A 26,819-nucleotide genomic window follows, 5' to 3' on the forward strand; every position below is an offset into this window, starting at 1 on the left:
CTCAGGCTCCTCGGGAAATGACAATCACCACCAGCACCGCCAGCTCAACCAGCGCCATTCCGCGCAGCAGCGCCGGCGCCGAGGCCGATTGCCAGCCCGGCACCAGACGCACCGGGTTCAGCCAGTGACGCAGCTTCAGCAGCGGCGCAAAGGCCTCTTTCACCGGCATGGCGAAACCGTGGGCGGTGACCACCATCGACTGTTCGTGATCGTAGCCGCAGACCCAGGCCGCGCCGCGCGAGCGCGCCGCCAGGCGATCGCCTTTAAAGAAGATCATCAGCAGGAACGGCAGCAGCGGGCAGGCGATAAGCAGCAGCGCGATCATCGGCTGCGACACCACGCTCGATACCTGGGCCTGCAGCGGAAAGGCGCCGCTCACCAGCGGCAGCAGCCACGGCGCGGCGATGCCGCCAACGAGGCAGAAGACCGCCGCCATGACCACGCTCAGGGTCATCAGCCAGGGGGCGCAGGTGGCGTTTTCCGCCTCTTTGCTCCGCGGCGCGCCGAGGAAGGTGACACCATAGACTTTGGCCATACACATCACCGCCAGCGCGCCGGTGATCGCCAGGCCCACCGCCAGCAGCGGCCCCAGCAGACGGCCAATAAACAGGTCGCTGGTGCTCATTTTGAAGAAGGACTGGTAGATGACCCACTCGCCGGCGAAGCCGTTCAGCGGCGGCAAAGCCGCCATCGCCATCAGCCCCACCAGCATGGCGAGGGAGATCAGCGGCATTTTTTTACCGATGCCGCCCAGCTTCTCGATATCGCGATGGCCGGTGCGGAACCACACCGCCCCGGCGCCGAGGAACAGCGTAGTTTTGAACAGGCTGTGGTTAATCAGGTGATACATGCCGCCGATGAAGCCCAGCACCATCAGCGTGCTGTTGCGGGTGGCCACGCCGGTAACGAAGGCGCCCAGCCCCAGCAGGATGATGCCGATATTCTCCAGGGTGTGATAGGCCAGCAGGCGCTGAATGTTATGCTCCATCAACGCATACAGCCCGCCGATGAAGGCGGTGATCATCCCCAGCACCAGCAGCATCACGCCCCACCACAGCGGCGGCACGCCGCCGGCCAGCGAAACGGTTAACATGCCGTACAGACCGACCTTCATGACCACAGTGGAAAACAGCGCGGCGGCCGGCGCGCTGGCCCCGGCGTGAGCCTGCGGCGCCCAGCCGTGCAGCGGGATCGCCCCCGCCAGCAGGGCGAATCCCGCCAGCCCCGGCAGCCACAGCAGCGGGTTCTGCATCATATCCACCGCCTGGAGATTGATCTGCGCCAGCTCGAGGGTGCCGTAGGTCGACCACACCAGCCAGCAGGTCCATGCCAGCAACAGCGTGCCGAGACGACCCAGCGCAAACCACAGCTTACCGGAGGCGGCGCAGCCGGTGAGAAACGCCGCGCAGAGCGCCATGATCTCCGCCATCACCACCAGCGAACCAATGTTGGTCACCACCACCGCGCAGGTGGCGGCGGCCAGCAGCAGGTTGACCAGCAGGCCGTTGGCCTTCACCTGCGGGTGGCGATGCCAGCTAATGTTAAACAGCGACACCGGCAGCGCCGACAGGCCGATGGCCAGCAGCCACAGGGCATTGACGCCGCCCACCCGCATTGTCAGATGGAGAAACTGCAGCATGCCGCCGTGGATCCGATCCGGCATCAGCAGCGCGGCGCCGCCGGCAACCACCAGCATAGCGCTGGCCACCGCGCCGCCAATCCCGGCAATGGCGCCGCTGAGCGGTTTACGCATGGCAAACACAAAGGCCAGCACGGCGCTGGCGGCGTACCACGTCACCGCCTGATTGACTAATCCAATTACACTCATTCCCTCTCCCCCTGTTGCGCCTGGAACAACGACAAGTCGCCAAGGTCGGTATTAAAGGTCAGCTGGCGTTTACGCTTGCTGGCCTGGGCGATATCACGGCTATCCACCAGCATCAGCGCTTTGGTCGGACAGGTCCGCACGCAGGCCGGGCCCTGGTCATCGAAGTGGCAGAGGTCGCATTTCACGGCAATGGCGCGCACGCCCGGCACCCAGTCGAGCAGCGAGCTGACGCGGGCCGGCGCCGGCGGCGCGGGGGGCGCCAGCCGGGTATTGGCATTGGCCGGAATATCCAGCGGACGGCTGCCGGAAAATTCGATCGCGCCAAACGGGCAGGCGATGCCGCACAGTTTGCAGCTTACGCACAGGCTTTCGTTGAGCTGGACGGCGCCATCGACGCGCTGGATGGCGTTTACCGGGCAGACAGCGGCGCAGGGGGCGTCTTCGCAGTGGTGGCACATCTGCGGTGCCGATTCTTTTTCATTACGCATCACCTGCAGCCGCGGCATAGCCTGCAGGCCGTGCTGGCGATGCGTCTCAGAGCAGGCGGCTTCGCAGGTGCGGCAGCCGATACAGACAGTGGAGTCAGCAATTACAAAACGGTTCACCGGGTCATCCTCGGGTGAAAGTCACTTTTGACGAAATCAGGTTGCGCAGGTGTCATTTTCGACACGTGTCGACACCTTGCGATCAGTGGGTCAGGGCCAGATGGCTTAAGTCCACCGGTTGGTCTTGCTCCATGGCGTCGTACAGACGGTCATAGACGGTGGCGATAATCGCCAGATAATGCTCCAGCACCTGGTCGCGGGAGCGGTTGCTGATCCGCCCGTCCACCGTGCCATCCGCGGCGAGCGTGGCCTGAGCAATCAGATACTTATCACCGCCGCCTTTGTTTTCGACGTAGTATTCGATGGTGTGGCTGTTGAAGCCTTCCGCCAGGGCGACGAACACCTGAAAATGGCCGAACAGCACGAAGCACAGCTCTTTGTCCGGCGCGCAGCTCATCGCGTGATGCAGGCGGGCTTTCGACAGGGTGATCCCCTGAACCAGCGAGTTACAGTAGATATGCCACTGCTCCTGCTGCTGCCGGTGACGGTCGGCGATGTAATCCGCCTTTTCACTTATTTCCCAAATAGTCATATCGGTTTCTCCGTAGCATGAGATGCACCGTCTAAGCATTTTCCGTGCCACATTTTATTTATTTGATTTAATTATATTTTTATATTTATTCCCTGCCGACGCGACATGTCGATGACAGCCCCGGCGCGTCGTCATCGACATTTCCTGCCGCCACGAGTCCTTTCTGGCACCGTTATTGCATAAAAGGCGCATCGCGATACGGAGGCGACTATGCACGAAATCACCCTCAGCCAGCGGGCGCTGGAAATTATTGAACAACAGGCGCAGCAGGCCGGCGCGCGGCGGGTGACCGGCGTGTGGCTTAAGGTGGGAGCATTTTCCTGCGTGGAAGCCAGCGCCCTGACCTTCTGCTTTGAGCTGGTCTGCCGCGGCACGCTGGCGGAGGGGTGCGAACTGCATATCGCCGAACAACAGGCTGAATGCTGGTGCGAACGCTGTCAGCAGTACGTCCATCTTGTCTCGCAGCACGTCCGCCGCTGCCCGCACTGCAATAACGACCAGCTACAGATCGTGGCGGATGACGGCTTACAGATTCAGCGTTTAGAATTGGAGTAAATTATGTGTACAACATGCGGCTGTGGAGAAGGCAACCTCTATATTGAAGGAGACGAACGAAACCCGCATTCCGCGTTCCGCAGCGCCCCCTTCGCGCCCGCCCCACGCCAGACGATGACCATCACCGGCGTAAAAACCGACCACTTCGCCCCCACCCGCACGACAGAGGGCGATCTGCATTACGGCCATGGCGAAGCGGGGACTCACGCCCCGGGCCAGAGCCAGCGGCGCATGCTGGAAGTGGAAATCGACGTGCTGGATAAAAACAACCGTCTGGCGGCGCGCAACCGCGCGCACTTTGCGGCGAAGCAGCAGCTGGTGCTGAATCTGGTTTCCAGCCCCGGCTCCGGCAAAACCACCCTGCTCACCGAAACCCTCACCCGGCTGAAAGGGCGTGCCGACTGCGCAGTGATTGAAGGCGACCAGCAAACGGTCAATGACGCCGCCCGCATTCGCGCCACCGGCACCCCGGCGATTCAGGTCAACACCGGTAAAGGCTGCCATCTCGACGCCCAGATGATCGCCGACGCCGCCCCGCGCCTGCCGCTGGCTGACCACGGCATTCTGTTTATTGAAAACGTCGGCAACCTGGTCTGCCCGGCGAGCTTTGATCTCGGCGAACGCCATAAGGTGGCGGTGCTGTCGGTCACGGAAGGCGAAGACAAGCCGCTGAAGTATCCGCATATGTTCGCCGCCGCCAGCCTGATGCTGCTCAACAAGGTCGACCTGCTGCCGTATCTCAATTTCGACGTCGAGAAGTGCCTGGCCTGCGCCCGCGAGGTCAATCCGCATATTGACATTATTCTCCTCTCCGCCACCAGCGGCGAAGGCATGGATCAGTGGCTCACCTGGCTGGAGACGCAGCGATGTGCATAGGCATTCCTGGACAAATTTGCGCCATCGACGGCGTGCTGGCGAAGGTGGAAGTCTGCGGCATTCAGCGCGACGTCGACCTGACGCTGGTGGGCGCCGTTGACGAGCAGGGCCAGCCGCGTCTCGGCCAGTGGGTGCTGGTGCACGTCGGGTTCGCCATGAGCGTGATTAATGAAGCCGAAGCCCGCGACACTCTCGAAGCGCTGCAAAATATGTTTGACGTAGAGCCGGACGTCGGCGCCCTGCTGTACGGCGAGGAGCGATAATGCGTTACGTTGACGAATACCGCGCCCCTGAGCAGGTCATGCAGTTGGTGGCCCATCTTCAGCAGCGTGCCCATCTGCTGCCGCACACCGCCGCGCGACCGCTGCGCATCATGGAGGTCTGCGGCGGTCATACCCATGCCATTTTTAAGTTCGGTCTCGACCAGCTGTTGCCGGAGAATATCGAATTTATTCATGGGCCCGGCTGCCCGGTGTGCGTCCTGCCGATGGGGCGCATCGACGCCTGCATTGAGATTGCCAGTCGTCCGGGTGTTATCTTCTGTACCTTCGGCGACGCCATGCGCGTACCGGGCAAAAACGGCTCACTGCTGCAGGCGAAAGCCCGCGGCGCCGATGTCCGCATCGTTTATTCGCCGATGGACGCCCTGCGGCTGGCGCAGCAAAACCCGCAGCGTGAAGTGGTCTTTTTCGGTCTCGGTTTCGAAACCACCATGCCCGCCACCGCCCTCACCCTGCGTCAGGCGCGGGAGCGCAACGTCGATAACTTCTTCTTTTTCTGCCAGCACATCACCCTGCTGCCGACCCTGCGCAGTCTGCTGGACCAGCCTGACAACGGTATCGACGCCTTTCTCGCCCCCGGCCACGTCAGTATGGTGATCGGCACCGAAGCCTACGGCTTTATCGCCAGCGACTATCATCGCCCGTTAGTGGTCGCCGGTTTCGAACCTCTTGATCTACTGCAAGGCGCGGTGATGCTGGTTGAGCAGACAATAGCGCAGCGTAGCGAGGTGGAAAATCAGTACCGCCGCGTAGTGCCGGATGCCGGCAACCCGCTGGCGCAGGCGGCGATGGCCGACGTGTTTTGCCTTGATGGCGACAGCGAATGGCGCGGTCTGGGGGTCATCAGCGACTCCGGCGTGCACCTCACGCCGGCCTATCAGCGCTTCGATGCCGAGGCCCATTTCCGCCCGGCGCCGCAGCGCGTGTGCGACGACCCGCGCGCCCGCTGCGGCGAGGTGTTGACCGGCCGCTGTAAACCGCACCAGTGCCCGCTCTTCGCCAGCACCTGCAATCCGCAAAGCGCCTTTGGCGCGCTGATGGTCTCCTCGGAAGGGGCCTGCGCCGCCTGGTATCAATATCGCAGTCAGGAATATGAAGCATGAAAAGCGTCCAGTTAGCCCACGGTAGCGGCGGTCAGGCAATGCAGCAGCTGATCGGCGACCTGTTTATGCAGGCTTTCGCCAACCCCTGGCTGGCGGAGCAGGAAGATCAGGCGCGTCTCGATCTGGCGGCGCTTGCCGCCCAGGGGGATCGTCTCGCCTTCTCCACCGACAGCTATGTGATTGACCCGCTGTTCTTTCCCGGCGGCAATATCGGCAAGCTGGCCGTCTGCGGTACCGCCAACGATGTGGCGGTCAGCGGCGCCATCCCCCGCTATCTTTCCTGCGGGTTTATTCTCGAAGAGGGGCTGGAGATGGCTACCCTGGAAGCGGTGGTCGCCAGCATGGCCGATACCGCCCGGGTGGCAGGGATCGCCATCGTTACCGGCGACACCAAAGTGGTGCCGCGCGGCGCGGCGGATAAGCTGTTTATTAACACCGCCGGCATCGGCGCCATCCCGGCAGACGTCCGCTGGGGGACGCAGCAGATCAGCGCCGGCGATGTGCTGCTGGTCAGCGGCACGTTGGGGGATCATGGCGCCACCATCCTTAATCTGCGCGAGCAGATGGGGCTCGACGGCGCGCTGTCCAGCGACTGCGCGGTGCTGGCGCCGCTGATCCAAACCCTGCGGCCGCTGCGCGGCGTTAAAGCCCTGCGCGACGCCACCCGCGGCGGCGTCAACGCCGTCGCCCATGAGTTCGCCGCCGCCAGCGGCTGCGGCATTGAACTGCACGAGGCGAAGCTGCCGGTCAACGACACCGTGCGCGGAGTCTGCGAGCTGCTCGGGCTGGACGCCCTGAACTTCGCCAATGAAGGCAAGCTGGTGATCGCCGTCGCCCGCGAAGAAGCGGAAAACGTGCTGGCGCATATACGGTCTCACGCCCTGGGACGCGAGGCGGCGATAATCGGCGAGGTGGTCGCCCGCCCGGGCGTGCGTTCCGTCGGGCTGTACGGCGTGAAGCGGACGCTCGATCTTCCCCACGCCGAGCCGCTGCCGAGAATTTGTTAACGACGGCGTCGGGTCCCGGATAGCGGCTGGCGCCTTATCCAGGCTACAACACGGCGCGCACATGTAGCCTGGCTAAGCGCAGCGCGAGCCGGGAAACCCAGCATGATTGTCCCGCCCAAACCAGCGGGTGCCCACGGATGGGTTAAAGCGGCAATAACCGCTTTATTAACATACTATTATTTGTACCATCATTTTCTTATGCGCCGCGTTGCCGGCGCGTTTTGGATGTAAGCCATGTCGTATACACCGATGAGCGATCTCGGCCAGCAGGGTCTGTTTGATATCACCCGGCTTTTATTACAGCAGCCCGATCTGGCTGCGCTGAGCGAAACCCTGACCCGCCTGGTGCAACAGTCCGCACTGGCCGACGAAGCGGCCATTATCCTGTGGAACGCAGGCAACCACCGCGCGGCCAGATACGCCTGCGATGAGGCAGGCCAGCCGGTGAGCTATGAAGATGAAACCGTGCTCGCCCACGGACCGGTGCGCCGCTTACTCTCCCGGCCGGATGCTCTGCATTGCGATCATGAGACCTTTGCCGACACCTGGCCGCAGCTTATCCGCAGCGGGATCTATCGCCCGTTCGGGTACTACTCGCTGCTGCCGCTGGCGGCCGACGGGCGGATCTTCGGCGGTTGCGAATTTCTGCGCCGTGACAACCGGCCATGGAGCGAGAAAGAGTTCCAGCGGCTGCATACCTTCGCGCAGATCGTCGCCGTCGTCAGCGAGCAGATTCAGAACCGGGTCAGCAATAACGTCGATTACGATCTGCTGTGCCACGAGCGCGACAACTTCCGCATTCTGGTGGCGATCACCAACGCGGTCCTCTCACGTCTGGATATCGACGAGCTGGTCAGCGAGGTGGCGAAAGAGATCCATCGCTACTTCCGGATCGACGCCATCAGCGTGGCGCTGCGCAGCAACCGCAAAGGGAAGCTCAACATCTATTCCACACACTATCTCGATGCCAGCCATCCGGTTCACGACCAGAGCGAGGTAGATGAAGCGGGCACCCTCACCGAGCGCGTGTTCAAAAGCAAAGAGATGCTGCTGCTTAATCTGCACGAGCATGACACCCTCGCGCCGTACGAGAAGATGCTCTTCGAAATGTGGGGCAACAAGATCCAGACCCTGTGCCTGCTGCCGCTGATGTCCGGCAACACCCTCCTCGGGGTGCTGAAGCTGGCGCAATGCGACGAACAGGTGTTTACCACTACCAATCTCAAGCTGCTGCGCCAGATCGCCGAGCGGGTGTCGATCGCTATCGATAACGCCCTCGCCTACCGTGAAATTCAGCGCCTGAAAGAGCGGCTGGTGGATGAGAACCTCGCCCTCACCGAGCAGCTCAACAATGTCGAGAGCGAATTCGGGGAGATCATCGGCCGCAGCGAGGCGATGAACAATGTGCTCAAGCAGGTCGAGATGGTGGCCCACAGCGACAGCACCGTGCTGATCCTCGGCGAAACCGGCACCGGCAAAGAGCTTATCGCCCGCGCCATTCATAACCTCAGCGGACGAAACAGTCGGCGGATGGTGAAGATGAACTGCGCCGCGATGCCCGCCGGACTGCTGGAGAGCGATCTGTTCGGCCACGAACGCGGAGCCTTCACCGGGGCCAGCGCCCAGCGTATCGGCCGCTTCGAACTGGCGGACAAAAGCTCCCTGTTCCTTGATGAAGTGGGCGATATGCCGCTGGAGCTGCAGCCCAAACTGCTGCGCGTTCTCCAGGAGCAGGAGTTCGAGCGCCTGGGGAGCAACAAGCTGATCCAGACCGACGTCCGACTGATCGCCGCCACCAACCGCGATCTCAAGCAGATGGTTATCGACAGGGAATTTCGCAGCGACCTCTACTACCGGCTCAACGTGTTCCCGATCCACCTGCCGCCGCTGCGCGAGCGTCCCGACGATATCCCGCTGCTGGTGAAGGCCTTTACCTTCAAAATCGCCCGCCGCATGGGACGCAATATCGACAGCATTCCGGCGGAGACCCTGCGTACCCTGACGCGCATGGAGTGGCCGGGCAACGTGCGCGAGCTGGAAAACGTCATCGAACGGGCGGTCCTGCTGACCCGCGGCAACGTGCTGCAACTCTCCCTGCCGGAGCGGGATATCGTCGAGCCTCCGCGGTCGCCAGAGGTCCTGCCTGAGGAAGGCGAAGATGAATATCAGCTGATCGTCCGGGTGCTGAAGGAGAGCAACGGCGTGGTGGCCGGGCCGAAGGGCGCCGCCCAGCGGCTGGGGCTGAAGCGCACCACGCTCCTGTCGCGCATGAAGCGGCTGGGCATTAATAAAGACGAGCTGGTGTAGCCTCGCGCGCTCCCTCTTTGCGCGCCGGTAAGAGGGAGCGCTGGCGCAGAGCGCTATTTGTCGCTGGTAAAACCGTTGCTGGTCGCCAGTTCGGCAAACCACAGCGCATTGCGTTTTATATGTCGCTCGCCGGTCTCCAGATCCAGTCGCCAGAAGCCGTAGCGCCGTTTGAAGGCATTGATCCACGACCAGTTGTCGATAAACGTCCACTGGTGTACGCCAAAGCAGTTCGCGCCGTCGGCAATGGCGCGGTGCAGTTGCACCAGATGCTCCTCCATCAGCTGTATGCGAAAATTATCGTCTATCACCCCGTCCGCCCCGGGCTCTCCCTCTGATTCTCGATCCATCGCGATGCCGATTTCCGCGAGATACCACTTAATATTGCCGTAGTTTTCGCGAATATTGGCGGCAATGTCATAAATAGCCTGCGGCAGGATCTCGTTGTTATCACGATAGGGGTTAAAGCGGCCCTGCGGGTTCACCGCGTTTTCGAAATAGTATTCCGGGGTGAAATAATCGAGGTCATATTCGCTCTCACGCGCTTTTACCCGCCGCGGCACGTAATAATTCACCCCAAGAAAATCGATCTCCGCGCTGAGGATCAACGCCACGTCGTCTTTGCTGGTCGTCGGCAGGCAGTCGTGGGCGGCGAGGATCTCGCACAGCGCTTTGGGGAATTCATGTTTTACCAGCGGGTCAAGGAAGCTGCGGTTAAAAAACAGGTCGGCATACCCGGCGGCCTTTTTATCCGCGTCGCTATCGGTGAGCGTATAGCTCGGGGTCAGGTTGAGCACCACGCCGATCTCGCCCGCCAGCGCCAGTTCACGATAAGCCGTGACCGCTTTGGCATGCGCCAGCATAATGTTAAACGCCACCTGCGCCGCCAGCCGACCATCTTTCTTACACGGATAGTGGAAATCGTACAGGTAGCCTCCCTCAACCGGTACAATCGGCTCGTTGAAGGTTATCCAGTATTTAACCTTATGGCCAAACAGGCTAAAGGCGGTGCGGGCAAAGCGGGCAAACAGCTCTGCTACGTGCGCCGATTCAAAGCCACCGTACTGTTTCTGCAGCACCTCCGGCATATCAAAATGGTAGAGATTGATCATCGGCTCAATGCCGTTGGCGATCATCTCATCAAGATAGGCATGATAAAAACGCACCGCGTCCGGGTCCGGCGCGCCGGTTTCCAAATCCGCGATCAGTCGTGACCACTGAATTGAGGTGCGAAACGAGTTGAAGCCGGTCTTTTTCATCAGCGCCACGTCCTGCGGATACTGATGATAAGTATCACACACGGTTTGCGGCCCTACCTGCTGATAAAATCGCTCCGGCTGTTCGGCAAACCAACTGTCCCAGATGGAACGATGGCGCTTATTGGTGACCCCTTCCGTTTGCGGGCCAGACGCCGCCGCCCCCCACAGAAACCCTTGCGGAAACTGATACTGCTGCATAACCTCTCCTTCGAAAAAAGGCTGCGCCCGTCTGGCGCAGCCTGAACGTACTACTCCGCGACCACTTCGATCGATTTAATGAACATATAGCCCCAGTCGCCGGCGAAGCGGCCGAAGTCAATCTGATTAGTCCCCGCGTTAAGCGTCACCGGTATCCGCAGCTGCTGGCCCTGCTCATCCGTCTGCGGGAAGGCCACGGCCTGCGGAGCGCCCCCGTTGACGACAAAGGAGTTCTGCTTGCCGCCCCATTTGCCGTTGAAGGTTACATTGAGCTGGAACTGACCGCTCCACGGCGCCTGCACCTGCCAGCTGATCTTATCCCCCTCGCTGGCAAATGGGCCGAGGAAACCGTCCTCGCCAACTGCCAGCGCGTCTTTATCACTCTTCATTACCGTCAGCCGCCCCTCAGCCACGCCATAGACTTTGCCGTGATAACGACAGAAATCCGCCGGCGCTTTCCCCGTTGCCTCGCCCACCGTCACGGTCACGGTTTTGCTGCTTTTCAGCAGCCCATCATCCGCCGTGAACGTCAGCGCATAGGTGCCTGGCGCCGTAAACCAGGCCCGGGTTTGAGCCCGATCGGCATGGCAAAAATGCACCTGTCCCTCACCGGCGTGCTGCCAGCCCACCTTAACCTCTCGCGACGGCAGGCCATCGTCCTGCCAGCTGGCCGTAAGCTCGACGCCCTGGTCCTGCGTGGTGGTTAGGGCCGGTTCCAGCGTGACAACCGGCGGCTGATTCTCCTCGCTATGCTGCACGCTAATCACATTGGAAGGAGCCGAATGACCGCTCTCGTTTTTCGCCGTCACCCGGTAGTAGTACGTATGCCCGAGCTGAAGCTGACGATAATCGTCGCGGAACAGAACCATGGTTTCCGGATTCCATTCGTTAACGCCATCGGAGATATCCCGGCCCACCACCGTCCACGGCCCGGTCGGCGAGTCGGCGCGTTCGACATCGTAGCTGCGTCCCACCGCGGCTCCCATCCAGTTGATCGCGAAGGGCGAGGAGGTCTCGCGCAGCAAAGGCGCGTCCGGCTTCGGCAGCGGCGCCATCGTCTGCTGCCCGGCCATCTGCGCCGCGGCGGTGCGCACCAGATCGACCACCGCCAGCTCCTGGTTCGCTTCGCCTTCTTTGGCAAACCCCGGCAGGTGGTAGCTGTAGTGCCCGGTCGACTCCTTATGCCAGTAGAAGCCGCCGTCGTGACGATGGCCACGGAAACCCCAGATAAGCCCGCCGGCGGCTTGCGCCCCGTTGACGTCGCTGTGAACAATCGACTGCATAATGGCGTCCAGTTGATCCGCCGGCAGCAGGCCAAACTCGCCGACGAGATAGACTTTTTGTCCGCCGACGGCGCGCAGATCCTGCGTCACCTGCCCGGGATGGTTATTATCGGCATTGGTGTAATAGTGATTGCTGACGATATCCACATTGGGGTCAGTCAACGCAAAGGAATTGATTTTCTTATAGGTGCCATCCACCACCAGTTGGTTGGGAGCCCACTTTTTAATCCACGCCGCGGTCTGCTGCAGAAAATCAGCGTTGGTATCCTCCAGCTCGTTACCGGTTTCCCAGGCCATGATCGCCTTTTCATCATAGTAGGCGCGACCGGTGACGGTATTTGTCCGGGTGATAACCTGGCGGATCACATCCAGATAGGCTTTGAAGGTCTTGCTATCGGTCCGATAAAAGTCTTCCGCTTGTTCATGATAGAACGCCGCCAGCTGCTCGCGCCCGCCCCACCACCACCAGTGGTCGATAAACGGCAGGATCAGACGCAATCCCTGTTTGTCCGCTTCGGCAATCATGTTGTCATACACCCGCATGGCTTTCTCATTCAGCCGCGGCATGCCGTCCGCCGTTTCCGGCGCCAGAATATGGGTCTCGCGGCCGCAGGCCTTATCAAATTCCTGCTGCACCGACAGCACGTAGACGCGCTGGGCTTTCGCCCCGGTTTGCACCATCGCCTGGATCCAGTTTTGCTGCTCCTGCGCCGTTGGCCATTTAAAGTATTGTCCCCAGCCGCGCGGGTCTGCTCTGCAGGGGCCGCGGGCGTCGTCTTCAATGCGGTGCAGCTCCGGCGCGTGGATCCCGGCGAAACGAAACACCTTGTCGCCGTCCTTGAGGGTGGCGCCGTCGCGAGTGATAAAGTGCGTAAAGTGCGCGCGCTCGGCGGCCAGCGCCCCGCCGGCCCCCAGCGCGGACAGCAGCCCCATGAGCAGCAGGTTTTTCATCTGCTTCATCGTTGTCTCTCCTTAGAACCAGACCTCGGCCTGTACGCCGAAGTTAACGGTGTCGGTAGAGCCACTGCGGGAATACCCGCCGGCGGTGATGGTATTGGTATCCCAGTCGTAGTTGCCGTCCAGCGCATCGGAGACGCCTTTATCCCACTTCGCGTAGGTGACGAAGAAGCGCAGCTGCGGGCGCGCCCAGAAGCCGGAGTCAAAGGTCAGGGTTGGCGCAACGGTGACTTTGGTCAGGCCGCCTTTGCCTTTGCCATTGACCCCTTTGTAGTTTTTATCATCCAGGTATTCGTAGCCCAGCTCGTACTGCATGGCAAAGTTGCGGGTGATCTGATGATAAGGGCGGATACCGGCGACCCACATCGAGCGTCCCCAGCCATTGTCGTCTTCCGTCCACCAGCGGTAGTTTTTATCCTTCTGCCAGAAAGCGAAGGTGGAGATCTCCAGATCGCCCATCGAGGCCACGCTATCCAGCACCACCCGCCAGGACTGGGTGTTTTCCAGATTGGCCCAGCCCCAGCCGTTTTTACCCAGCGAGTCGCCCGCCGCCAGCCCTTTGCCGTACTGCAACGCGAGGCGGGAATAGCCCCCAGTGAGGCCATAGAAACCGTCAAAGTTATAAATACCGGTCACGCCATAGCCTTTCTCGGCGGAAGTCGGATGCTTTTCATTACGGTTCATGTGGTGGCCGATCAGCTCCAGATCGAAGCCTGTCCCGGCGATCTTTTTCAGCCACAGGTTGAGAGAGTAGTCATCCGGGTAGCCCTGATCTCCCTTATCCACCGGGTAGGCTTTGGTTTCATCGGTGGGTGAAAAGGCGTAGACCCCGGCGTCGAAGCGGGCGAAGCCGAGATCCATGTTGTCGAAGCCGCCGCCGGTGCCGTTGTACTGAATGTACTCCCAGTCGAACTGATGGCTGGAGGTGTTGGAGCTGCTGTAGCGCTTACCGGCCCAGAAGGTCATCTCCGGCGCAAAATCCAGATTGCTCAGCTCGGCGAACCCTTCACGAAACTGTACGTCATGGCCATCGTCATCCTGACAGTTCCAGTCGGAGGTGCATTTCGACTGGTGAGTGAGGTTGGCCTGCACTTTCGCCACCACGCCGCTGTCCGCCGTCAGCGTCACGGTGGGGATCAGTTCGATCTTGGTGTCTTCTTCGTTGCCCAGTCGCCACTTGCCGTCCGGCATCAGGCCGACGGAGTCCGCGCGGTTGCCATCGGAGTTCGCCAGGATCCCGGAGCGGATATAGCCATGCAGCGCAAAATCATACTTCGGATCGGCGCAGGCCAGGCTGCTGGTCCCTGCCAGCGAGAGGAGAGCCAGAGGTATTGAATGTTTCAGCTTTATCATTATTTTTTTCCCACGTTATGTTTGTTAACACGAACCGATAACGGAGGGGAAATTTACGGATCAAAAACGGAAATGTACATCCATTAATGGAAAGCGCTTTCCATAATTGCCTATCTGGTTCACAAAATTCGCTCTGCGGCGAATATATTCGTGAGACTGATCACACAAAACAACAAGAATGCCGCCGGGAGCCGGCAGCAGAGCGGAAGGACGAGCAGGTAAATAAATGCCGCCGGAGGATATACCGCCGACGGCGAGGGGGTCAGCGTTCGGTTTCCGCGAGCTGGCGTTCGTACACTTTGAAGAAGGGGCGATAGAGCATCCAGGCGTTAAACATCGCGAACAGGCTCATGCACAAATTTTTCCAGCTGCCGTTCGCCGACCATGCTGCCCCCAGCGGGGAAGGCATCGACCAGGGTAGCATCGCCACCGCGCGATCGAGGATACCCAGCTGAGTTAAATACCATGCGATACAGGCATTTATGAGAGGAACAAAGAGAAACGGCAGTAAAAAAACCGGGTTCATGATCACCGGAAAACCAAACAGTATCGGCTCGTTGATATTAAACAGCGACGGCAGCAGGCCAACTTTAGCCACGCTTTTCAGCTGCCGCGAGCGGCTGCGCATCGCCATCAATACCAGCGGCAGAGTGGAGCCGATGCCGCCGATCAGCAGGTAAAAATCCCAGAACCCCTGTAGATAAATATGTGGCAGCGTTGGCGAGCCCGCCGCCAAAGCCTGCTGATTTTCAAACAGATAGGTCATCCAGAAGGGGTTCATAATCCCGGTGATGATCAGCGCGCCGTGGATACCGATAAACCAGAGTAAGTTACAGATAAATAAAGAGATCAGTACCGCCATCAGCGTGTCGGACGCCAGCACCAGCGGCCGCACCGCTTCGCTGATTAACTCCGGTACGATGCGTCCGGTGGTCTGCAGCAGTATGGCATTCATCACGCTTATCGACAGCATCACCACCAGCAGCGGGATCAGCAGTTGAAAGCCATTGCGAGTCATCAGCGGCACTTCATCAGGCAGGCGGATACACCAGCCTTTTTTGTAGAAAAAACGAATTATCTCAATGGAATAGGTACTGGATATCAGGGCGGTAAATATCCCCATACCGCCGAGATAAACGTTGCTCACCGCAGTCTCGCGAAAGCCGATAAACAGCAGAAAAGCCAGACACCCGGTTAAACCGCAGAGCCGTTCCGGCAGACGGTACTGCTTGGCGAGACTGGCGCTGGCGCCGAAGGCGACAATCAGCGCCACCAGGCCAATGGTGAGCTGAAAGGTCGGCAGCAGGATAGGCCGCAGCAGCAAATAGACCTGGCCGAAACGCGAGGCGCCGTCGATGGAAACGGGCGGAAACAAAATGGGCACCAACAGGCTGCCAACAATCACAAAGGGCATTGCCAGCGCAAAGCTATCGCGTATCGCCGTAATGTGGTTGTTGCGCGTCAGAACATTCGCCAGCGGCGCCAGCCGCTGCTCGATGATATCCACGGCCACATTCATTAACTGAATGTTCATACTCCTACCTTTGCGAATGGTTGTCTCGCCGGGATGATCACCCACAACACCGGAAAGTGAAAGCCTGCCATAGGTGATCATGGTCACAATTAATAAATCCACAAACGGAAAGCGCTTTCCGTAATGCATCCGTTTTGACTATAGTCCGCACATCCAACCTCATCAGGAGCGGTACTTATGAAAAAAATTATGTTGTGTTGTTCGGCAGGCATGTCCACCAGCCTGCTGATGAAAAAAATGATTGCCGAAGCCGAACAGCGGGGCCTGCCGGTAGAGATCAACGCCTATGGCGTAGCGGAGTTCGCCGAACAGGTCGGCCATTACCAGGTGGTGCTGCTGGGGCCGCAGGTGAAATACATGCAACAGGATCTGCAAAAACAGGCGGATAAATACGGTATCCGCGTTGAACCCATCAATATGATGGACTACGGCATGCAAAAAGGCGCTGCAGTCCTCGATTTCGCCCTTTCCCTCATTGAAAACAAGAACTAAGGAAAGAACATGAGCTCTCTGTACGCTAAACTGATCGATGTGATCGAACGGCAGATCACGCCTATGGCGGGGGCGATCGGCCAGCAAAAATACGTCACCTCGATCCGCGACGGTTTTATTACCGCCCTGCCCTTTATGATCGTAGGCTCGTTTTTGCTGGTATTTATCTTTCCGCCGTTTTCTCCGGATACGACGTGGGGCTTTGCCCGCGCCTGGCTGCAATTTTCGCTCGATCATCGCGATGCGCTGATGCTGCCGTTCAACTTCAGCATGGGAGTGATGACCCTGTTCATTGCCGTCGGGATCGCCGCCAGCCTCGCCAAGCACCATCACCTGGACTCGCTGACCGCCGGGATGCTGTCGCTGATGTCGTTTCTGCTGGTAGCCGCACCGCTGAAAGATGGCCAGATCTCTACTGCCTACTTCTCCGGTCAGGGGATCTTCACCGCCATTCTGGTGGCCATCTATTCCACCGAGCTGTACGCCTTCCTCAAGCGGCATAACATCACCATTCGCCTGCCGCCGGAAGTGCCTGCCGGGGTGGCGCGCTCGTTCGAGATCCTGATCCCGGTGCTGGCGATCATTCTGACGCTGCATCCGCTGAACCTGTTTATCGAGGCTCAGCTGGGGATGATCATTCCGGAAGCGATCATGTCGCTGGTCAAACCGCTGGTCGCGGCTTCCGATACGCTGCCGGCCATTCTGTTGTCAGTGCTGGTCTGTCAGGTGCTGTGGTTCGCCGGGATCCACGGCGCGCTGATCGTCACCGGGATCATGAACCCGTTCTGGATGGCCAACCTGTCGGTCAATCAGGCGGCCATGGCGGCAGGTACCGCTATCCCGCACATCTATGTCCAGGGCTTCTGGGATCACTATCTGCTGATCGGCGGCGTCGGCTCCACCCTGCCGCTGGCGCTGATGCTGCTGCGCAGCAAGGCCGTGCATCTGCGGACGATTGGCCGGATGGGGGTCGTGCCGGGGGTATTCAATATTAACGAACCGATCCTCTTCGGCGCGCCGATCATCATGAACCCACTGTTTTTCCTGCCGTTCGTGCTGGTGCCGATGGTCAACGCGACCCTGGCGTACTTTGCGCTGAAGCTGGACCTGGTCAGCCGCGTAGTGTCGATGACGCCGTGGACGACGCCGGCCCCTATCGGCGCCTCGTGGGCGGCGAACTGGAGCTTTAGCCCGGTGATTCTGTGCCTCATTTGTATGGCCACCGCCATGGTGATGTACCTGCCATTTCTCAAAGCTTACGAAAAACAGCTGCTGGCCCAGGAGCGTGAAAACGCCGTCGGCCAGGCTGATAACGCGGCGCAAACCGCTTAACGCTAACGATTCAGAGGATAATCATGGAATTAGAAGAACAGGTGATGGGGATCATCATCAACGCCGGCCAGTCCCGTAGCCTGTGCTACGAAGCGCTGCACGCCGCTAAAGCGGGTGATTTCGCCACCGCCGACGCCAAAATGCAGGAAGCGGCCCATTATTCCCGCGAAGCTCACCTTGTACAGACCCAGCTTATCGAAGCTGACGAAGGCGAGGGAAAAACCAAAATGACGCTGGTGATGGTTCATGCTCAGGATCACCTGATGACCTCCATTCTGGCGAAAGAGCTGATTGCCGAACTGATTGCGATTTACCGCGCGCAACCGCTTCACGCCTAGCGCCTTGCCCGGCCAGACGCGCTGGCCGGGTCTGATTCCCCGAGGTCACTATGTTACATCTTGGAATAGATATTGGCGGCACCAAAATGGAGGCCGTACTGCTGGACCCGGCAGGCGAATGCGTCCAGCGCCTGCGTCGGCCGACCCACAAAGAGAGCTATGACGCCTTTATGCATCAGCTGCTGACTCTGATTGCCGATATGCGCACGGTCAGCCCGCAGCCGTTCACCCTGGGGATAGGCCTGCCCGGGGCTATCGATCCGCAAAGCGGGCGCATTAAAAACTGCAACTGCCTGGTGCTCAACGGTCACGATCTGCGCCGGGATATCATGCAGCAGCTTGGCCAGCCGGTGTGGATGGCAAACGATGCCGACTGCTTCACCCTTTCGGAGGCGGTAGATGGCGCCGGCGCCGGGGCCTCCACCGTCTTCGGGGTAATTATCGGTACCGGCTGCGGCGGGGGGATCGCCGTTCATCAACAACTGCTCAGCGGCCCCAACGCTATCGCCGGGGAGTGGGGGCATAATCCGCTGCCGGGCTATACTCCTGAGCGCGATGGTCCGCCTCAGCCCTGCTACTGCGGCAAAACGAACTGCATCGAAAGCTTTCTCTCCGGCACCGGCTTCGCCCGCCGCTACGGGGAACAAGCCCGTGCGGAAGCCATTGTCGCCGCGGCGCAAAACGGCGATCCGCGCGCGCTGGTCCACTGGCGACACTTTATCGATGCCTTTGCCCGTAGCCTGGCGTCGGTGATCAATATTCTCGACCCGCAGGTGATTGTGCTGGGCGGCGGTCTGTCCAACGTCAGCCAGATCTATCGCGATCTGCCTGCCGCCATCGTGCCGTGGATCTTCTCCGACACCTGCCGCACGCAGATCAAACCGGCCCGCTTCGGCGACGCCAGCGGCGTGCGCGGCGCGGCCTGGCTGCCCCGTCTGCCCGGCGCCGTGGACGGGCCACGGTAGACACTTTTTTCAGCAGGTATGTTAAGCTAGGCGAAAATGTCCAGACAGAAAAAGCCATGCCAACGATTGATGATGTTTCAAGATTAGCGAATGTCTCAAGAGCGACGGTTTCCCGCGTGCTGACCGGCACCCGGGGCGTGCGCGAAGAGAGCCGGGAAGCTGTGCTGCGGGCCGTTGAAGAACTCAACTATCGCCCGAGCTTTGCCGCGCAAAACCTCGCCAGTCAGACATCCAGCCACGTTGGTCTGGTGATTTCCGCGCAGGACGAGAGCAACGGCGCGCGTCTGCTGCCGCTCCTCTCGCAGGCGCTGAAAGGGCTGAATAAAAGCCTGCTGGTCCAGTATGTCAGCGATCCGGTAGAGCAGGCGGCGGCGATCGACGATCTGCAGCGCCAGTGCGTGGCGGTGGTGGTGCTGGGCGCCGTTGCTGCCGACGCGCCGCGCAACGTTATCGCCTTTGACCGTTTCGGCGTCGCCGGGAGCAACAGCCAGGGCTATGACTTCGCCTTCGCCACTGAAAGTGCCTGCCGCTATGTGATTGGCAAGGGACACCGCAACATCGCCCTGCTGGTGGACAGCGATAGCGACGATGCCAGCCGCCAGATGATGGAAGGCTACCGCAACGTTCTGCAGAACTACTCCATTCCTTTTAACCGCCAGCTGGTGCTGACGGCCAACGATGATGTCGAACAGGCGCTGCTGACCTTAATTAACAGCTTCAGTAAATACTCAGTCATTATCGTTAAACGTGACCGCTACGCGGCTGAGGCAATGCGCCTGCTGCGCGAATTCACCATCGCCGTCCCGCAGGAGGTCTCCCTGCTGAGCCTTGAGGATTCCCCGCTCGCCTCGCTGCTCTACCCACCGCTGACCTGCATCTCCTGGCCACTGGAGGCGCTGCTGGATAACTGTATTCAGCGTATCCGCAGCCTGATTGACGACCGGCCAACCTTCACCGCCGAGGGCCGCTCGCTGGCTGGCCGCCTGATCCCGCGCCAGTCGGTCGCCGATATCTCTTGATCTTCGCCCGGTTCGCGCCGGGCCAGCCTTATCTCTCCACTTTCTTATCGCTTTCGTTTCCCGGCTCATTATTACCCACGCATGCAAATAAGAATTATTTTCATTTGTAAATAGCTTGTGCTATATAACATAGCAATGGCTATAAACGCTGGGAAATTAACCACACCATTGCGAGGGATCCTATGCTGCACCTGACACCGCTGAAATCATTGCTGCTGGCCAGCGCGCTGGCCCTGCTGGCCGCGGCGCCGGCCTCGGCGCAGGACAAATTCAGGGTTATCACCACCTTCACGGTTATCGCCGATATGGCGCAGAACGTGGCCGGCGATGCCGCCGTCGTCAGCTCCATCACCAAACCGGGCGCGGAGATCCACGATTACCAGCCTACCCCCGGCGATATCAAACGCGCGCAGGGGGCGCAGCTGATCCTCAGCAACGGTCTCAATCTCGAACGGTGGTTTGCCCGCTTTTATCAGCACCTGCAGGGCGTCCCGGAGGTGGTGGTCAGCGAGGGGATCCAGCCGATGGGCATCAGCGCAGGCCCCTATAGCGGAAAGCCCAATCCCCATGCCTGGATGTCGGCAGATAACGCCCTGATCTATGTCGATAATATTCGCGATGCGCTGGTGAAATACGATCCGCCTCACGCCGACACCTATCGCCGCAACGCCGAGGCCTATAAAGAGAAGATCCGCCAGACGATGGCGCCGCTGCAGGCCAGACTGGCGCAGCTGCCGGCGGATAAGCGCTGGCTGGTCACCAGCGAGGGAGCCTTCTCCTATCTGGCCCGCGACTATGGCCTGCGCGAACTGTATCTGTGGCCGATTAACGCCGACCAGCAGGGCACTCCGCAACAGGTGCGCAAGGTTATCGACACCATGAAGAAAGAACAGATCCCGACCATCTTCAGCGAAAGCACCATCTCCGATAAACCGGCGCGTCAGGTGGCGCGCGAAGCCGGCGCCCACTACGGCGGCGTGCTGTATGTCGATTCGCTGAGCGCCGCCGACGGCCCGGTGCCGACCTGGCTCGACCTGCTGCGCGTCACCACCGAAACCATCGTCAACGGTATCCAGGACGGGATGAGGAAACAGCCATGAATACTGCGCAAGCGGGTCTGTATGTCGACCAGCTCACCGTCACCTGGCGCAACGGCCACACCGCCCTGCGCGACGCCTCGTTCAGCGTACCGCGCGGCTCTATTGCCGCGCTGGTGGGGGTTAACGGCTCGGGTAAATCCACACTGTTTAAAGCGCTGATGGGCTTTGTGCGCGTCGGTCACGGCGAGATCGCCATCCTCGGCCAGCCGGTCAACCGCGCGCTGCGCCAGAACCTGGTCGCCTATGTCCCGCAGTCGGAAGAGGTGGACTGGTCCTTCCCGGTGCTGGTGGAGGATGTGGTGATGATGGGCCGCTACGGCCATATGGGCTGGCTGCGGCGGGCAAAGCCGCGCGATCGCGAGATTGTCGATGCCGCGCTGGCCCGCGTGGGCATGAGCGAGTACCGCCATCGGCAAATTGGCGAGCTCTCCGGCGGGCAGAAAAAGCGCGTCTTCCTTGCCCGCGCCATCGCTCAGCAGGGCCAGGTGATCCTGCTGGATGAGCCTTTTACCGGCGTCGATGTGCAGACCGAAGCGCGGATCATCAGCCTGCTGCGCGAGCTCCGCGATGAGGGCTGTACCATGCTGGTCTCCACCCATAATCTCGGGTCCGTAAGTGAATTTTGCGATTACACGGTGATGGTAAAAGGCACCGTGCTGGCCAGCGGCCCGACAGAAACCACCTTCACCGCCGAGAATCTGGAGCGGGCTTTCAGCGGCGTACTGCGCCACGTCGCCCTCACCGGTGCGGAAGCGCAGATTATCACCGATGACGAGCGGCCGTTTATCAGCCGGCGCGCGGCGGGAGGCCCACGATGAGCTGGCTGCTGGAGCCGTTTGGCTATCACTATATGCTCAATGCGATGTGGGTGGCGGCGCTGGTGGGCGGCGTCTGCGCCTTTCTCTCCTGCTACCTCATGCTAAAGGGCTGGTCGCTGATTGGCGACGCCCTTTCCCACTCGATTGTGCCCGGCGTCGCCGGGGCCTATATGCTCGGCCTGCCGTTTGCCCTCGGCGCGTTTCTCTCCGGCGGCCTGGCGGCGGGCAGTATGCTGTTTTTGCAGCAGCGGTCGCGGCTGAAAGAGGATGCGATTATCGGCCTGATATTCTCCTCCTTCTTCGGGATCGGGCTGTTTATGGTGTCGCTGAACCCGACGTCGGTGAATATCCAGACTATTATCCTCGGCAATATTCTGGCCATCGCCCCGGAGGATATTATCCAGCTGGCGGCGATCGGCTTTATCTCGATGGCGATCCTGCTGTTGAAGTGGAAAGATCTGATGGTGACCTTCTTCGATGAGCACCACGCCCGCTCGATTGGTCTGAACACCCGCGGCCTGAAGCTGCTGTTCTTTACCCTGCTGGCGGCCTGCACCGTAGCGGCGCTGCAGACCGTCGGCGCCTTTCTGGTTATCTGCCTGGTGGTCACCCCCGGCGCCACCGCCTGGCTGTTAACCGACCGCTTCCCGCGCCTGCTGGCCATCGCCGTCGCCATCGGCAGCCTGACCAGCTTCTTCGGCGCCTGGCTCAGTTACTACCTCGACGGCGCCACCGGCGGCATTATCGTGGTGGCGCAAACGCTGCTGTTCCTCATCACCTTTATCTTCGCGCCGAAGCATGGCCTGTTGGCCAACCGTCGCCGCGCCGGGGAGGCCGCATGCTGAATCTGATCCTGGCCCCGTTCCAGTTTCCTTTTATGGTCAACGCGATAACAGTATCGATGGTCGTTGCCGTGCCCTGCGCGCTGCTGTCAGTCTTTCTGGTGCTCAAAGGCTGGGCGCTGATGGGCGACGCCATGAGCCACGCGGTCTTTCCCGGCGTGGTGCTGGCCTACATTATCGGCATCCCCTTCGCCATCGGCGCGTTTATCGCCGGGCTGCTCTGCGCCGTGACGACCGGTTTTCTCGACGATAACAGCCGCCTCAAACGCGATACCATCATGGGAATTGTCTTCTCCGGCATGTTTGGCGCCGGGCTGGTGCTGTACGTAGCGATCCAGTCCGACGTCCATCTCGACCATATTCTGTTCGGCGATATGCTGGGGATCTCCCTCAGCGATATTGGACAAACGGCGGCTATCGCGCTGATGATTGCGCTGATTATCGGGCTGAAATGGCGGGATTTTTTGCTGCACGCCTTCGATCCGACGCAGGCCAAAGCCAGTGGCCTGCGCGGCGGACTGCTGCACTACGGCATGCTGTGCATGATCGCCCTGACCATCGTCGCGACGCTGCAGTCGGTAGGGATTATCCTGTCGATTTCGCTGCTGATTGCCCCAGGGGCGATCGCGCTCCTGCTGGTACGGCGCTTTATCCACGCCCTGCTGCTGGCGGTGGCGGTAGCGGTCTGCTGCTCGGCGGGAGGGGTGTGGCTGGCGTTTTATCTCGATAGCGCGCCGGCGCCGACTATCGTGGTGCTGTTCACCGCGCTGTTTGTGGTCGCCTTTGTGACAAGCACGATCCGGGATAGTCAGAAACAGAAGGCTTCATCACCCATCCCCGGTGGCGGCTAACGCCTTACCGGGGCTGCGCTTGTCCCCCGGCTGCGCGCAGCCCAGGCCGGGGAAAGGCCGCTATTTTTTCGGTCGATATTTTTCCGGCAGCGGCGGCACCGGCCGCCTGTCATCCAGCAGATGGCGAAGGGTCAGGATCGGGTGGCGCCAGAGCATTCGTGGCCCGGCCCAGCGCATAATCTGCTTCATCTCTTCGCGCTTCGCCGGCTGATAGCAGTGTACCGGACACTGCTTGCAGGCCGGTTTATTGTCGCCAAACACGCACTTATCAAGCCGCTTGTCGGCGTAGGCGTTCAGCGCCTGATAGTGCTCGCCGTCGTCGCGGGCATCCGGACAGCGGCGCTGATAAAGCCCAATCATCCGACCGATCGTCTGCTTTTCACGTTCGATGCGTTTGCCCACCGTCAACTTCCCTCCCCACAAAAAGATGCATCAATAATACACCTTTTAAACGGGCCACGCAGCCGCTTTCCTAACGATTAGGTCGGGTTAGCGGGTTTATCAACATGCCCCAATGCTTTTTCCGGAAAGCAGACATCGCGCACCCGGCGTTTCAGCTCTGCCGCATCCGGAAAGCCGCCATCCTGCTTCCGCTCCCAGATCTGCTGGCCGTCGATATCGATAGTGAAGATCCCGCCGGTGCCCGGCACCAGCGTCACCGAGGCGATATCGGTGCTGAAGGTGTGTAACAGCTCCTGCGCCATCCAGCTGGCGCGCAGCATCCAGTTGCACTGGGAACAATAGGTGATGGTGATAGCCGCTTTTGAATTCATCGTCTTCTCGCTCAGGCTGAAAGGGCACAGTGTAAACAAAGTGCAGTTTAAATGAGGAATACATGAATATTTTGTTGCAAACGATAATACCTATCATTACCATTCGCAATCAACAAATGGAGTAAGACCCTATCCGCAACGGAAAAGACGGAGCAACCTGCAACTCTGGAAGTAACGCGTGAGCCGATACTAATAACGATCAAGGCGTGGCGACTATGTACAAATCGACTCCGTCAGCAGCAGGGTGTAAAAAACGCCTGCTGGTGACCTCTTTGCTTGCAGCAATTTATCAAACTTCTGCCGTCGCAGCAGGCACTTCCGCCATCGGCGGCGAGGCGGTGGATGACACCTCGGAACAAATGACCGTCACCGCTCCCGCGCCGGCGCAAAAAGCCGGTAACGAGCACAGCATCAGCGCCCGGGAGCTGGAGGACAAAGGCGCTAACGATTTCGGCTCGATCATGCGCTATGAACCGCTCATCAGCGCCACCGGGGCCAGCGGCGGCTCTGGCAACGGCAAAAGCGGCTTCGACCGCGGGGGCTACACCGGCTACAACATTCGCGGCATGGAGAGCAACCGCGTCGGTATCGACGTGGACGGTATCGCCCAGCCCAACGCCACCGGCCGCGGCTACGTCGGCCGCTCGGGGCTCAATACCTTCGGCATCGGCCGCGATTATATCGACCCGTATATGTACGGCAGCGTGGATATCCAGTCCGGCGCCACCTCGACGGAAACGGCCAACAGCGCCATCGGAGGGAATGTCTCCTTCCGCCCGAAATCGGCGGATGATTACCTGCGCCCGGGCAAAACCAGCGCCTTCGGCTATCGCAGCGGCTACGACTCCGCGGATCGCAGCTGGCACAACGGGGTGACCGTCGCCGGCGGCGATGAGTTCCTGCGCGGCATTTTGGTCTACAGCCGCCGCGACGGCCAGGAAACCGAAAATAACAGCGGCACCGTCGACGCCTACCCGGCGAACTGGCACTCCGATGCCTTTCTGGCCTCCGGGATCTGGCAGCCCAACGACGAGCACAAGCTAACCAGCACCTTCGACTATTACCACAAAACCAACCACACCCACTACGATACCTGGGACTCCAGCGGCAACAGCACCATCGGCACCGCCAACCAGACCAGCCAGACCCGACGCTGGGGCCTGAGCCTGAAGGATGACTGGACGCCGATGAATGACTACCTCGACAGCGTCTCCAGTAAAATCTATTACCAGCATACCGAAGCCCATGACTGGACGTATATGCCGGATAGCGTCACCCGCAGAATGCAGACGGTGAACTCCAACTACGACACCGACACCTGGGGCCTGCAGACCGCGCTGGCGAAAACCCTGGGCCGCCACGATCTGAGCGCCGGCTTCAACGCCAGCACCAGCAAAACCCAGCGGCCGTTCAGCCAGTCGCCGATCCCCAGCGTTTACAGCGAGATCATGCAGCCGGAGGCGGACAGCCGCAGCTACACTCTCGGCGGCTTCGTCCAGGATAAGATCAACTTCGACCTTGATAGCCACAACTTCGCCATCATTCCCGGCGTGCGCGTGGTGCATCAATCGACGAAGCCGGAAAATCTGTCCGACCTTGCCGCCAACAGCAGCGCGCTGACCGAATCGTCGGTGGCGAATCTGTACGGTAAAAACAGCGATACCCAGGTTCTGCCGTCGTTGACCTTCCAGTACGACCTCACGCCGCGCCTGATGACCTACCTGCAGTACCAGCGCGGCGCGCAGTTCCCCAACGCCAGTCAGCTGTATGGATCCTGGAACCTTGGGTCCAGCTACGCCGGCAGCCAGCAGTATGCCCTGATCGGCAATACCGATCTGAAGACGGAAACCAGCGATAATCTCGAGTGGGGGCTGAAGGGGGAAGTTACCGAAGGCATCACCCTGCGCACAGCGCTGTTCTACAACAGCTATAAGAACTTTATCGCCTATACCCGCTATACCCGGGCGAATAATCCGGGCCAGTTCACTAACGTGCCGTCGAATATCTACACCATTTATCAGGCGGAAAACCGCGATAAAGCCTATATCTACGGCGGTGAGATCAGCACCAAATTTAACTTTGGCACCTGGTTTGAGCAGGTGAACGGCCTGAGCGCCACCCTCGCCTTCGGCTATAGCGAAGGGAAATCGAAATCCAGCTACAGCGGCGATAAATACGTCGACCTCGACAGCGTAGCGCCGATGAAAGCTATCGTCGGCGTGGCGTGGGACGATCCGGCGAAACGCTACGGCACCGCCCTGACGGCGACCTTCGTCAAGGGGAAACAGGCGACCGCCACTAACCGCGAAAGCTACAGCAATAGCGGGTCCGCCATCGCCGATGCCAGCAGCGACTATATGCGCGTGCCGGGCTACGGCATGCTGGACTGGACCGCGTACTGGCAGGTGGCGAAAAACGTGCGCCTCAATGGCGGGGTCTACAACCTCACCGATCGTAAATACTGGGATTACCTGAGTAGCCGCAATATCGAGACCGGCACCAGCCAGGACGCCAATGATAAAGCGCTGGCGGTGATGCCGGGCCGCACCTGGCAGCTTGGGGTCAACGTCGACTTCTGATTGCCCGAAGAACAACTCACCTGCCCCGGCCCGCC

General features: G+C 60.2%; 25 protein-coding genes. 16 read left to right on the forward strand and 9 right to left on the reverse strand.

Translation table 11 applies throughout. The features are described 5' to 3' along the window. Position 1: 1 nt before the first annotated feature. The 3 genes from hycC to hycA all read right to left on the reverse strand — a co-directional run bounded on the left by hycC (position 2) and on the right by hycA (position 2,965). Positions 2-1,828, reverse strand: coding sequence for a formate hydrogenlyase subunit 3 (hycC, locus tag ACOI6Z_RS05935; RefSeq protein WP_065812326.1), 1,827 nt, complete (start codon positions 1,826-1,828; stop codon positions 2-4). Continuing rightward, positions 1,825-2,433 (reverse strand): 4Fe-4S dicluster domain-containing protein, encoded by a 609-nt coding sequence (locus ACOI6Z_RS05940; protein WP_023290796.1) that lies wholly within the window; start codon positions 2,431-2,433, stop codon positions 1,825-1,827. Before ACOI6Z_RS05940 ends, hycC begins: the two co-directional genes overlap by 4 nt. 82 nt (positions 2,434-2,515) lie before the next feature. Next, positions 2,516-2,965: a formate hydrogenlyase regulator HycA gene (gene hycA, locus ACOI6Z_RS05945; RefSeq protein WP_004205645.1), complete on the reverse strand. Its 450-nt coding sequence runs from the start codon at positions 2,963-2,965 to the stop codon at positions 2,516-2,518. Positions 2,966-3,175: 210 nt separating this feature from the next. Between hycA and hypA the strand changes: the two genes are divergently transcribed. The 6 genes from hypA to flhA all read left to right on the forward strand — a co-directional run bounded on the left by hypA (position 3,176) and on the right by flhA (position 9,094). Next, on the forward strand, positions 3,176-3,520 hold the full coding sequence (hypA, locus tag ACOI6Z_RS05950) for a hydrogenase maturation nickel metallochaperone HypA (RefSeq protein ID WP_004205644.1): 345 nt from the start codon (positions 3,176-3,178) through the stop codon (positions 3,518-3,520). A gap of 3 nt (positions 3,521-3,523) precedes the next feature. Further along, positions 3,524-4,396, forward strand: a complete 873-nt coding sequence (hypB, locus tag ACOI6Z_RS05955) for a hydrogenase nickel incorporation protein HypB (protein WP_065812327.1) — start codon at positions 3,524-3,526, stop codon at positions 4,394-4,396. Next, positions 4,387-4,659, forward strand: a complete 273-nt coding sequence (locus ACOI6Z_RS05960) for a HypC/HybG/HupF family hydrogenase formation chaperone (RefSeq protein WP_002914934.1) — start codon at positions 4,387-4,389, stop codon at positions 4,657-4,659. The genes hypB and ACOI6Z_RS05960 overlap by 10 nt, the downstream gene beginning before the upstream one ends. Beyond that, on the forward strand, positions 4,659-5,780 hold the full coding sequence (gene hypD, locus ACOI6Z_RS05965; RefSeq protein WP_048335098.1) for a hydrogenase formation protein HypD: 1,122 nt from the start codon (positions 4,659-4,661) through the stop codon (positions 5,778-5,780). Before ACOI6Z_RS05960 ends, hypD begins: the two co-directional genes overlap by 1 nt. Further along, positions 5,777-6,787 (forward strand): hydrogenase expression/formation protein HypE, encoded by a 1,011-nt coding sequence (gene hypE / locus ACOI6Z_RS05970; RefSeq protein ID WP_065812328.1) that lies wholly within the window; start codon positions 5,777-5,779, stop codon positions 6,785-6,787. The genes hypD and hypE overlap by 4 nt, the downstream gene beginning before the upstream one ends. Before the next feature lie 234 nt (positions 6,788-7,021). Next, positions 7,022-9,094 carry a formate hydrogenlyase transcriptional activator FlhA gene (gene flhA, locus ACOI6Z_RS05975; RefSeq protein ID WP_420687064.1) on the forward strand — a complete coding sequence of 691 codons (2,073 nt, stop codon included), beginning with the start codon at positions 7,022-7,024 and terminating at the stop codon, positions 9,092-9,094. Positions 9,095-9,147: 53 nt separating this feature from the next. On the opposite strand, the gene ACOI6Z_RS05980 is transcribed toward flhA, so the two are convergent. The 4 genes from ACOI6Z_RS05980 to ACOI6Z_RS05995 form a co-directional block, all read right to left on the reverse strand. After that, positions 9,148-10,548 carry a glycoside hydrolase family 1 protein gene (locus tag ACOI6Z_RS05980; RefSeq protein ID WP_065812330.1) on the reverse strand — a complete coding sequence of 467 codons (1,401 nt, stop codon included), beginning with the start codon at positions 10,546-10,548 and terminating at the stop codon, positions 9,148-9,150. A gap of 50 nt (positions 10,549-10,598) precedes the next feature. Beyond that, on the reverse strand, positions 10,599-12,791 hold the full coding sequence (locus ACOI6Z_RS05985; protein WP_065812331.1) for a CBM35 domain-containing protein: 2,193 nt from the start codon (positions 12,789-12,791) through the stop codon (positions 10,599-10,601). 12 nt (positions 12,792-12,803) lie between these two features. Beyond that, a complete protein-coding gene (locus ACOI6Z_RS05990) occupies positions 12,804-14,141 on the reverse strand; it encodes a maltoporin (protein WP_065812332.1) in 1,338 nt (445 codons plus the stop codon). A gap of 262 nt (positions 14,142-14,403) precedes the next feature. After that, positions 14,404-15,675, reverse strand: coding sequence for a PTS sugar transporter subunit IIC (locus ACOI6Z_RS05995; RefSeq protein WP_065812333.1), 1,272 nt, complete (start codon positions 15,673-15,675; stop codon positions 14,404-14,406). Between the two features lie 177 nt (positions 15,676-15,852). Between ACOI6Z_RS05995 and ACOI6Z_RS06000 the strand changes: the two genes are divergently transcribed. The 9 genes from ACOI6Z_RS06000 (at position 15,853) to ACOI6Z_RS06040 (ending at position 23,432) form a co-directional block, all read left to right on the forward strand. Continuing rightward, complete coding sequence (locus ACOI6Z_RS06000) at positions 15,853-16,167, forward strand: PTS sugar transporter subunit IIB (RefSeq protein ID WP_002914979.1); 315 nt, start codon at positions 15,853-15,855, stop codon at positions 16,165-16,167. Positions 16,168-16,176: 9 nt separating this feature from the next. Next, the gene (locus tag ACOI6Z_RS06005; RefSeq protein ID WP_002914981.1) at positions 16,177-17,499 is read left to right on the forward strand and encodes a PTS cellobiose transporter subunit IIC; all 1,323 of its coding nucleotides are present in this window, start codon (positions 16,177-16,179) and stop codon (positions 17,497-17,499) included. Between the two features lie 23 nt (positions 17,500-17,522). After that, complete coding sequence (locus ACOI6Z_RS06010; protein ID WP_002914983.1) at positions 17,523-17,837, forward strand: PTS lactose/cellobiose transporter subunit IIA; 315 nt, start codon at positions 17,523-17,525, stop codon at positions 17,835-17,837. 50 nt (positions 17,838-17,887) lie between these two features. Further along, the gene (locus tag ACOI6Z_RS06015) at positions 17,888-18,802 is read left to right on the forward strand and encodes an ROK family protein (protein ID WP_065812334.1); all 915 of its coding nucleotides are present in this window, start codon (positions 17,888-17,890) and stop codon (positions 18,800-18,802) included. 56 nt (positions 18,803-18,858) lie between these two features. Further along, the gene (locus ACOI6Z_RS06020) at positions 18,859-19,821 is read left to right on the forward strand and encodes a LacI family DNA-binding transcriptional regulator (RefSeq protein ID WP_048298115.1); all 963 of its coding nucleotides are present in this window, start codon (positions 18,859-18,861) and stop codon (positions 19,819-19,821) included. A 182-nt stretch (positions 19,822-20,003) separates the two neighbouring features. Further along, positions 20,004-20,921, forward strand: coding sequence for a metal ABC transporter substrate-binding protein (locus tag ACOI6Z_RS06025; RefSeq protein ID WP_065812335.1), 918 nt, complete (start codon positions 20,004-20,006; stop codon positions 20,919-20,921). After that, the gene (locus tag ACOI6Z_RS06030; RefSeq protein WP_044524512.1) at positions 20,918-21,739 is read left to right on the forward strand and encodes a manganese/iron ABC transporter ATP-binding protein; all 822 of its coding nucleotides are present in this window, start codon (positions 20,918-20,920) and stop codon (positions 21,737-21,739) included. The genes ACOI6Z_RS06025 and ACOI6Z_RS06030 overlap by 4 nt, the downstream gene beginning before the upstream one ends. Next, positions 21,736-22,584 (forward strand): iron/manganese ABC transporter permease subunit SitC, encoded by an 849-nt coding sequence (gene sitC, locus ACOI6Z_RS06035; protein WP_023290804.1) that lies wholly within the window; start codon positions 21,736-21,738, stop codon positions 22,582-22,584. Before ACOI6Z_RS06030 ends, sitC begins: the two co-directional genes overlap by 4 nt. Continuing rightward, entirely contained in the window at positions 22,578-23,432 is an 855-nt protein-coding gene (locus tag ACOI6Z_RS06040) for a metal ABC transporter permease (protein ID WP_044524514.1), read from the forward strand. Before sitC ends, ACOI6Z_RS06040 begins: the two co-directional genes overlap by 7 nt. 60 nt (positions 23,433-23,492) lie before the next feature. On the opposite strand, the gene ACOI6Z_RS06045 is transcribed toward ACOI6Z_RS06040, so the two are convergent. Then, positions 23,493-23,834 carry a nitrous oxide-stimulated promoter family protein gene (locus tag ACOI6Z_RS06045; RefSeq protein ID WP_023290806.1) on the reverse strand — a complete coding sequence of 114 codons (342 nt, stop codon included), beginning with the start codon at positions 23,832-23,834 and terminating at the stop codon, positions 23,493-23,495. A 77-nt stretch (positions 23,835-23,911) separates the two neighbouring features. Beyond that, positions 23,912-24,205 carry a SelT/SelW/SelH family protein gene (locus ACOI6Z_RS06050; protein ID WP_004205627.1) on the reverse strand — a complete coding sequence of 98 codons (294 nt, stop codon included), beginning with the start codon at positions 24,203-24,205 and terminating at the stop codon, positions 23,912-23,914. A 215-nt stretch (positions 24,206-24,420) separates the two neighbouring features. Between ACOI6Z_RS06050 and ACOI6Z_RS06055 the strand changes: the two genes are divergently transcribed. Then, positions 24,421-26,784, forward strand: a complete 2,364-nt coding sequence (locus tag ACOI6Z_RS06055; protein ID WP_065812337.1) for a TonB-dependent receptor domain-containing protein — start codon at positions 24,421-24,423, stop codon at positions 26,782-26,784. Positions 26,785-26,819 lie beyond the last annotated feature (35 nt).

This window comes from Klebsiella sp. C239 (genome assembly GCF_048822715.1).
In the GTDB taxonomy this organism is placed as follows: domain Bacteria; phylum Pseudomonadota; class Gammaproteobacteria; order Enterobacterales; family Enterobacteriaceae; genus Klebsiella; species Klebsiella quasipneumoniae.